Source organism: Asticcacaulis biprosthecium C19 (genome assembly GCF_000204015.1).
In the GTDB taxonomy this organism is placed as follows: domain Bacteria; phylum Pseudomonadota; class Alphaproteobacteria; order Caulobacterales; family Caulobacteraceae; genus Asticcacaulis; species Asticcacaulis biprosthecius.
Window position 1 is genome coordinate 2,125,874 of record NZ_GL883077.1, and the last position, 8,379, is coordinate 2,134,252.

Consider the following 8,379-nt stretch of genomic DNA (forward strand, 5'->3'; position numbering starts at 1 on the left):
GGTAACAAGATCCTGTTCATGAACTCGGATGCCTATGTCCGCGACTACAGCACACTGGTGCATGGCGTCGAGGTGCTGCGCAAAAATCCGGGCGCGATCGTCGGCTTCACGCTGCTGTTCGAGGACAACACGATCCAGCATGTCGGCATCCAGTTTCTGAAAAGCGACATCTATGCCGGCCTGGTCCTGGCCGACCACATGCGCAAAGGCCTGCACTACCGCAACGACGGCATCGTGGTGCGCGAAACCACAGCGGTAACAGGCGCCATGATGCTGCTGGACAAGCAGGACGGCCATGGCATCGAATATTTCGACTCGTCCTTCATCAACGGCGATTTCGAGGATGTCGACCTGTGCCTGCAACGGCTCAAGGACGGCCACAAGGTATTGTTGGTCGACGGACCCGGCATGTACCACCTGGAGCGTCAGTCGATCGGCCTGATGGGCGGCGGTGCCCGCGCCTTCTTTACCCTGAAAAACAGCAAGCTGTTTTCCCACCGGTGGGAAGACTTCCTGGCCAGCCGCGGAGACCTGCTGTGAGAATTATTGTCGTCTCCCATTCCCACCCAGACATTACCAAGGGCGGAGCCGAGAATGCGGCCATCGCGCACTTCCATGCCTTGAAGGCGCAGGGCCATGACTGCCTGTTTGTAGCGCTGACGCCGCATGGTAATATCGGCCACGACGGCCGTTTCGGTGCCTTCCGCGGCCGTGAGGATGAACTGCTGTGGGTCGGAGCGGAGTTCGACGACTTTCGTCTGACCGCGCGTAACTTCCACCAGGTCATGAAGGACATGGATGAGATGATCGGGGATTTCAAACCCGATCTGATCCACTTCCACCACTATTTCGGAATCGGCCTGGACGTCATCCAGGAGATCAAGGAAAGCAAGGGTATCAAGGTTTTCCTGACCCTGCACGAATACGGCGGCATCTGCCACCACTACGGCCAGATGATCAAGACCAGCAAGGAGCTGTGCTACGCCTCGTCGCCGTCGGAATGCGCCAAATGCTTCCCAGGGACGGCGTCGGGCTTCTTCTTCCTGCGCCGCGAACGCATCCTGCGGGCGCTGAATTCGCTGGACGGCATCGTCTCGCCCAGCGCCTTCCTGGCCAAGCGCTATGCCGAGTTCGGCGTAGATGCTCACCGCCTACATGTGGTCGAGAACCTGGTGTCGGTGCGCTATGGCGCAGCGCCGGAGGCCAAGGCACCCGTTGTGGCCTATAGCGAAGACCGGCCGCTGGTGCTGGGCTATTTCGGGCAGTTCACGCCGTTTAAGGGCGTGGATGTCGTTCTGAAGGCGATGAAACTGCTGCCCGAAACCACGCTGGAGAAGATCCGTGTGGTCCTGTACGGCACGGCCCACGGCCAGGCCAACCAGGAATTTTTTTGCGGCCCAGGCCGAAACCATCGAGAATCTGTTCCCGACGGTCACCTTGAATGGTGGTTACAAGAGCGAGGACGTGGTCGGGCTGATGCGCGACTGCGACTGGATCGTCATGCCGTCGGTATGGTGGGAAAACGCCCCGGTGGTGCTGCAGGAGGCGCGCCTGTCGGGCGTGCCGGCCCTGGTGTCGAACGTTGGCGGCATGGCCGAGAAGGTGGGGAAGGGCGTTCATGGCGAGCATTTCGTCGTCGCCAACCCGGGCAGCCTGGCCTCGCGCCTGAACGCCATCATCAACGGCGACATTCAGGTGACGGTGCCGGAGTTCGATCTGGACGCCTATAACCGCGGCATCATGGACAATCTGACGGGCATATATGGTGCGACGGCGTAGAGGTTTCCGGCTTGCCACAATAGAATGCCCCGCCTGAACATCAAGCGGGGCATTTTTTTGATTGTTTGCGGCAGGATCAGGCCAGAGACAACAAACGATCCGAGGCCGCCAGATTGTTGTCGATCAGGAACTTGGCCAGGTTGTCGGCGCGCATGCGACGGTTCTCGTCAAAGGCCAGGCCTTCTTCGTAGCTCCACTTCACCATCTTCAGCGCTTCGTTGACGCTGACATTCTTGAAGTCCGCGGCCGCCATCGACTTGATGCCGGTCGTTGTCGACAGTTCACGCGTGCGGTTGTCGATGTGGACCACCATGCCGGGCCGGCGGGCCTGAACGGCAAAGGCCACGCCGTGATAGCGCGGGCCGATCGCCGCGTCGTAGTGGCGCAGGAAGTCAATCCAGGCAAAGCCGTCATAGAAGGCGTAGGCGTGACGGCCGAACCAGCGCACCAGGTCCTCCGTGGTTTTGAAGCGGCCGCCATAGGCTTCCAGCAGGTTCGGCAGCTTGGCTTCGTCTTCTTCGGTGAACTGGCCGGTGGCCAGCGAGATCATGATGTCGGGATGCTGGATGACATAGGCGCCGTGGGTCGAGGAGACGATGTCGATCAGGTTGGCTTCCAGGGCGCGCGTCTGCGGGTGATAGGGGTTGCCGGCGGCTACCGCGATCTTGGCGTCGTCTTCGCTGACCTCAGCGGCAGCAATGCTTTCGCCCAGGGCCGTATCCGGGGAGATAAACAGCGACGGACAGCCGGTGACGAAGGAGTCGTAACCGATATCGGCCAGGACACCGCGGGTGTACTCGCCGCGCACGCCGATGTTGGAGCCCGGGGAGTCATTGAGCTTGCCGACCACATCCAGGAAATGACGGGTGCCTTCGGGGACTTCGATCTCGGTTTCGTAGTTCGTCGTCTGGGCGCCCAGGCCAACCAGCGTCACGGGCAGGCCGAACAGTTCCAGGCGGTTGCCCCAGCCCCGGAGGTCGGCATGCTTGCCGATCTGATTGGCGCAGCAGATGACCAGGTGGTCGAAATGCTGGCGGATGCGTTCGGGATTTTCATGCCAAAAGGTCACAGCGTAGCGGTTGCCCAGCGACATCTTGGTGCCCATGACGAAGGCGAGATTGCCCGTATTGCCGCCGACTGCCGCGCTGTAACGCTTGGTCACCGGTTCAAAGGCTTCGAGTTCTTTAAACGTGCGGATATCCGCAAGATTATCGATAACGCCGACCCGCTTCGTCTTATTCATTCGTCTGGTTCACCTGAACTACTGAGGGCTTTCCTCTAGAGAAATTCCGCCACCAAGGCAAGTCGCGCTGAGAAGACAAAAACGTCTACCGCGCGAATTTCGCCGCTACCCCGAATTGCAGGCTTCAGATGTTGCGGTAGGCTGCCACCCGCTCGCCCCGGATGATAATCTTTGGGCTTCCTGCCGCCAATCGGCCCGAGCCTGCTTGACCGCGGCGCGGCTTCGTCCTTAATGGCTGGCGAATTCAACGTGTGAGGGAACCATGAGCGACACCCCGGTACAGCATCAGCAGAATACCCACACGCAGCTAGGCCGCAACGCCGAGATGATGCGCCTGGCCGCCAACCATCTGGGCGCCGAAGCCCCGCTGAGAGCTCTGTCTTTCGGCTGTTCCGACGGATCTGAATGCCTGGACTTTGCCAAGGTGTTTCCCAATGCGACCGTGGTCGGTGCGGATGTCGACGCCAAGGCGCTGGCGACGGCACGGGCCCTGAACCACCCAAGGATTCAGGTCGTTCTCTCAACGCCCGCCAATATCGCGCCACTTGGGCCGTTTGACGTCATCTTCGCGATGAACGTCCTGTGCATCTATCCGCAGACCGATGGCTTGCCCGACATCGCGCAAGCCTATCCCTTCGACAAGTTCGACGAAGAAATTCAGCGTCTCGACTCGTACCTGAAGCCGGGCGGCGTTCTGGGCATTTTCAATGCGCAGTACTATTTCGACGACACCCGTCCGGCGGCAAAGTACAAGCCCCTGGTTACCGGTTCCTACAAGCATGGCGCCTGGATTACGCGCTATCGCCCCGATGGCCGGCCGGCGTCCAACAGCATCTTCGAAATGTACGGCACCAGCTACACCCTGCCGCAGTGGCGCGAATTCACCAAAACCCAGCCGGCCGCCTATACCGGCATGCGTCATGAGTGGGTTGACGACGAAGCCTATAGTGGGCGCCACACCGACGTGTCCTTGTGGGTGAAGCAAGCCTGACGGCTTGCGTTCGGGAACGGTCTGCGCATCCTCCTGAGAGTGTGAACGACAGATTCCTCTGGATTTAGCGAGGGCGCTTTTATATGGTGCCCCGCAACATTCCGGACTGGCCGTCTAAGGAGCTGATTTTGAAGAAGAAAATTGCGATTCTGTGGAAAATTCAGGATCCGGGGCTCTATTCCAACCAGCCCTTCGACTTCCTCAACATGGCCATTGGTCACAACAACGGTAACCTGGCCTTCGTCTACGCCATTTCGCGTCAGGTTGATGCCGAGTTTCACTGGGTGTCATGGGCAACCAAGGCCGAGGTTCTGAATCGTTACGACGCAGTGCTTATTCCCTGCGCCAACCAGTTCGGCGCGCACGCCGACCTGGCCGGGGCGGCGACCATCATGGAAGCCGTCGACAAGCCGGTGATCGCGATCGGCCTGGGCGCCCAGGCGGACAGTCTGGAAACCGAGGTCAGGCCCAAGGAAGGCACGGTCAACTGGGTCAAGGCCATTAATGCACGTCGCTTCGGCTCGGCTTCGAACATCTACACGCGCGGTCCCTACACGTCGCAACAACTGGCACGGTTCGGCATTGACGATACCCTGGTCGGCGGCTGCCCGACCCATTTCATTTCGCATGACGTCAATCTGGGCCGATCGCTCCAGGCCGAGTGGGATTCGATCCCTATTCCGCGTTCGCTTTCGGTTTGCGCCGGTCACCAGGGGTGGGGGGAACTGCGTCCCATCGAACAGCAACTGATTGGGCTGATGATGGATCCGACGGCCTTTGGTCAGTATGTCGTCCAGGCCACCGGCGATATGATCAAGCTTTCACGTGGCCTGTTCAACGACATCGATCCCACCATCCTGGAGACGTTGCGACTGCACACGGTGCCGCACTACACCATGGACGAGTTCAAGTCGTGGTGCCGCACCTATTGCCGGTCGTTCTATGATGTCCCCGCATGGATGGACGCCCTGACCCGCTACGATCTGACGATCGGGCCGCGCTATCACGGCACGCAACTGGCTATCCAGGCGGCAAAGATGGGCTGTGTGGTTGCCTTTGACTCGCGCACCGAGGAAATGTGCCGCCAGACCGGGGTGCCTTTTCTGACCAAGGCCCAGTTGGCCGGCCAGCACCTGACCCGCAGCAATCTCAAGGCGCTGATAAAATTCGACGGCGAGGCCTATGACGCTCAACGCCGCGAACGGGCGCAGAACTATGTCAGTTTCCTGCGCAACAACGGTCTTGAGCCTCGCAGCCACCTGCTGAAGATTGCCGGGGAGTAGCTCCAGGTCTTAACGAAATTCGCTCCGTAGGCGGTTGGATGTTGCGGCGCAACGTTTTTTTTCCTATAAAGTTCGTGGCTTGCCGGGGGCTGAAAAATTCTGACGTGGAGCAAAAGCGGTGGCGAAGTCTTACAGCAGCAAGAAAAAGACGGGAAAGACCCGCAGCAAGGCGGCCAAGGTCGCCAGCGTCTCCGCCACTTCGGACTCCGTTCTTGACAGCGTGGCACTGCCCGCCATCGAATGCTGGTTCCAAAGTGAAAAGACGGCCTTCCAACTGGATGATGGCGGCCGCATTACCGCCTGGTTCAGCAAGCAGGGCAATGGCGGCAATGCCGTTCAGAACGATGCGGCTTTCCGCGCCGCGCCGGCGACGGATGCCGCCACCGTGCTGTTTGACAACGCCTATTTTGATATGCCGCACCTAACGGAAAGCGCCTTCGTAAGCAGCAATCAGCTGACCGTCGGGCTCAATATTCGCTTCATCCCGGACGCCGTGACAACCCCGCGGGTTATCCTGTCCAAAGGCGACTTCACCTCGCGTACTGTGTACCTTGATTTTCACCAGAACCGGCTCCGCATCAAGCTGGGCAATGCGGGTCTCAAAGCGGTTGATATTTCGCCCTGGTACGGCAAGCAGGTGCGCCTGATCGTGGTGGCGGACGGCACGACCTACAGTGTCTTTATCGACGACCAGCCGGTCATGACCGACGTCGTCTATGGCGCCATCGGGGCCGACGAGGCGCCCTTCCGCCTGGGGGCACGCGACGCCGGGGAGCGGGGCGCCTGTCCTCTGACCGATACCGCGATTGCGTCTCTGGTCATGGGGGCCAGCGCCGCAACGGAAGCCCAGCGCCTGCACCTAAGCCGCTACCTCGCTTAGGTCGGTGACCTACAGGTCCTTTTCATCGCAGCCTCTTCCGTCTAGTAAAGGCCCAGGACGAGTCACCTCCCGCGGCTGACCCTCCGTCAACCTCGGAGACCTAAATGCCGGAAATGGCGAGCCTGAACGTCGAGTTCATTGCCAATGCCTATGTGGCGCCGCTGACCCAGTTGCAGCTTCATGGCGCCGTGCGCGGTCATTTTGACGGCGGGGCCTACTATGCCGATGCACAGGTGTGCCAGGCTGCACTGCACCAGAAGGACGGCTACGACAACGTGCCCCTGCCGATCGATCCGGCGGCCGTCGAAAGCCGGCTGGACGGTCATCATGTTTTCGGCGGCATGTTGCAAAACAAGCACTTTGGCCATTTCCTGGTCGAGTCCCTGAGCCGTCTATGGGCGTTTTCGTTCCTGAGCCGCGACTACGCGTCTGTCGTCTTTTACAGCCGTATCGCGCACATGGACGCCTCGTCCTTTATTCCGGCCGTTCTGGATGTGTTGTGTCCCGGCGTGCAGCTCAATATCGTCAAGGCGCCGACGGCGGTCGAACACCTGGCCGTGCCGACATCGATCAGCCGGGCGGGTACGATCCAGGGACATCCGGCCATGGCCGGAATGCTGGCGCCGGCGCGGGCGCTGCGGGGGGAGGGACACAAGCGCGTCTACGTTTCGCGGGCCCGGCTGAAACCCTTTGATGGCATGATCCTGGGGGAAGGCTTCATCGAACGGAGCCTGGCGGCCGAAGGCTATCACATCGTCTATCCCGAGACACTGTCGATCCGCGAACAGTTCGCGCTCTACAACGACGCCGACACGCTCATCTTCGCCGATGGTTCGGCGGCGCACCTCTATGCCCTGGTGGCCCGGGCCGATCAAAAACTTTTTATTATCTGGCGGCGAAAACTCAACTATACGTACGTGCGTCAGATTGAGAGTTTCGGAGGGCCGACCGCGCAGGGTACATCGACGATCGGTGAATTGTTCGTACCGTCGCACGCCCCCTGGGGTGTCTTCGCCCAGGCGAAGGGCCTGCCGGATTTCGATAGTCTCAAGACGCAACTGCAAAAGGGAGACTTCATCACCGGCAGTGGCTGGCAGGCGCCGACCCAAGCCGACATCCAGGAACAACTGGCCGACGTCGAGAAGATACTGAACGTCAAGCTGGTGAGCACGAACACCTTACCCGACCTGAAGCTGGTCCGGCCTGAGGCAAGAAAATAATAAAGGTTTGCGTAGATGAAAGTTTTGGAAGGCAAGGACGGCTTTCTGTTTCTCGACAACGATTCCAACGGCGTTCTGAGCCAGCATACCGGCAAGACCCTGTTGAGCGAAGGCAGTCGCGCTCAGTGGCGCGAGACCTTGGCGTTGCGCGCGCAAAAGCTGGCCGAGGTGGGCTTGCGGCTTTACTTTGTGGTGCCGCCGGACAACCATGCCATCTGCCCCGAAAAGCTGCCCGACAGCGTCGTACCGGCGGCTGAACGGCCGGTTCATCAAATCAAGGCGATCGCGGACAGCATTGACAACATCACCTTTGTCTATCCCCTGCCGGAGATTCAGGCGGAGAAGCGCAACCAGTTGATGGTGTGCACGACAGATTCCCACTGGTCGCACGCCGCTGCCTATGTCGCCTATCGCACCGTCATGGCGGAACTGGCCAAGGCCCGGCCGGACATCCGTATTCTGGATTGGGTCGATATTACGTTTGACGAACGCGACTTCCTGGGCGATCTCGGATCGAAGCTCGCCCCTCAGGTCACGGGTCGAACTGTCTACGGCAAGGTGACCGCGCCACGCGCCAAGCAGGTTAGTGACAACAAGGTCGTCAACCGCGGCAATATCGTCGTCTACGAGCAGCCCGACGCCGGCCTGCCATCGGCGGTTATGTTCCGCGACTCCTATGGCCTCTGGCTGTCGCCCTTCCTGGCTCAGTCCTTCCGCCGCCTGGTTGTGATCGCATCACCGGTCTATGAGCACGACTATATACTGGAAGAAAAGCCGGACTTCGTGCTGATGGAGTTGTCCGAGCGCTTCCTGATCCGTCCGCCCAATGACCTGACGGACCCCACGACGCGTGCCCTGATCGCGGCCAAGGTGGCTCAGGCGGGGAGTTAGAGCGCATCCCGAAACGTGTGACGCACTTTTCGGATAGAGATGCGCGTTAAAACAAAAACTTATACGAACCCATGATGACCTTGACTCATCTT

8 protein-coding genes and 1 pseudogene are annotated in these 8,379 nt (G+C 60.0%); 8 read left to right on the forward strand and 1 reads right to left on the reverse strand.

Annotated elements, in window-relative coordinates; genetic code table 11:
* The 3 genes and pseudogenes from ABI_RS25630 to ABI_RS26635 all read left to right on the forward strand — a co-directional run.
* Window positions 1-540, forward strand: a 540-nt coding sequence (locus ABI_RS25630) for a glycosyltransferase family 2 protein (protein WP_040308774.1), incomplete at its 5' end; no start/stop codon positions are given.
* Window positions 537-1,166: pseudogene (locus tag ABI_RS26630) on the forward strand (glycosyltransferase); the annotation flags it as partial. The gene ABI_RS25630 and the pseudogene ABI_RS26630, both read left to right, overlap by 4 nt.
* A gap of 298 nt (window positions 1,167-1,464) precedes the next feature.
* Window positions 1,465-1,779, forward strand: a complete 315-nt coding sequence (locus ABI_RS26635; RefSeq protein ID WP_374188336.1) for a glycosyltransferase — start codon at window positions 1,465-1,467, stop codon at window positions 1,777-1,779.
* A 76-nt stretch (window positions 1,780-1,855) separates the two neighbouring features.
* Here ABI_RS26635 and ABI_RS09830 read toward each other — a convergent pair whose 3' ends face one another.
* The gene (locus ABI_RS09830) at window positions 1,856-3,022 is read right to left on the reverse strand and encodes a polysaccharide pyruvyl transferase family protein (RefSeq protein WP_006272781.1); all 1,167 of its coding nucleotides are present in this window, start codon (window positions 3,020-3,022) and stop codon (window positions 1,856-1,858) included.
* A 262-nt stretch (window positions 3,023-3,284) separates the two neighbouring features.
* On the opposite strand from ABI_RS09830, the gene ABI_RS09835 reads away from it, so the two are divergent.
* The 5 genes from ABI_RS09835 (at window position 3,285) to ABI_RS09855 (ending at window position 8,287) form a co-directional block, all read left to right on the forward strand.
* Window positions 3,285-4,013 (forward strand): class I SAM-dependent methyltransferase, encoded by a 729-nt coding sequence (locus ABI_RS09835; RefSeq protein WP_006272782.1) that lies wholly within the window; start codon window positions 3,285-3,287, stop codon window positions 4,011-4,013.
* Between the two features lie 128 nt (window positions 4,014-4,141).
* The gene (locus ABI_RS09840) at window positions 4,142-5,296 is read left to right on the forward strand and encodes a polysaccharide pyruvyl transferase family protein (RefSeq protein WP_040309114.1); all 1,155 of its coding nucleotides are present in this window, start codon (window positions 4,142-4,144) and stop codon (window positions 5,294-5,296) included.
* A 118-nt stretch (window positions 5,297-5,414) separates the two neighbouring features.
* The gene (locus ABI_RS09845; RefSeq protein WP_006272784.1) at window positions 5,415-6,176 is read left to right on the forward strand and encodes a hypothetical protein; all 762 of its coding nucleotides are present in this window, start codon (window positions 5,415-5,417) and stop codon (window positions 6,174-6,176) included.
* A gap of 104 nt (window positions 6,177-6,280) precedes the next feature.
* Window positions 6,281-7,396, forward strand: a complete 1,116-nt coding sequence (locus tag ABI_RS09850) for a glycosyltransferase 61 family protein (protein ID WP_006272785.1) — start codon at window positions 6,281-6,283, stop codon at window positions 7,394-7,396.
* Between the two features lie 15 nt (window positions 7,397-7,411).
* On the forward strand, window positions 7,412-8,287 hold the full coding sequence (locus ABI_RS09855; protein WP_006272786.1) for an alginate O-acetyltransferase AlgX-related protein: 876 nt from the start codon (window positions 7,412-7,414) through the stop codon (window positions 8,285-8,287).
* Window positions 8,288-8,379 lie beyond the last annotated feature (92 nt).

What these genes read in the sequence shown, in the direction of transcription:
- ABI_RS09855 (WP_006272786.1), top strand. Translation starts at nt 7,412, where the DNA reads ATGAAAGTTTTGGAAGGCAAGGACGGCTTTCTGTTTCTCGACAACGAT.
- ABI_RS09830 (WP_006272781.1), bottom strand. Translation starts at nt 3,022, where the DNA reads ATGAATAAGACGAAGCGGGTCGGCGTTATCGATAATCTTGCGGATATC.
- ABI_RS09850 (WP_006272785.1), top strand. Translation starts at nt 6,281, where the DNA reads ATGCCGGAAATGGCGAGCCTGAACGTCGAGTTCATTGCCAATGCCTAT.
- ABI_RS09835 (WP_006272782.1), top strand. Translation starts at nt 3,285, where the DNA reads ATGAGCGACACCCCGGTACAGCATCAGCAGAATACCCACACGCAGCTA.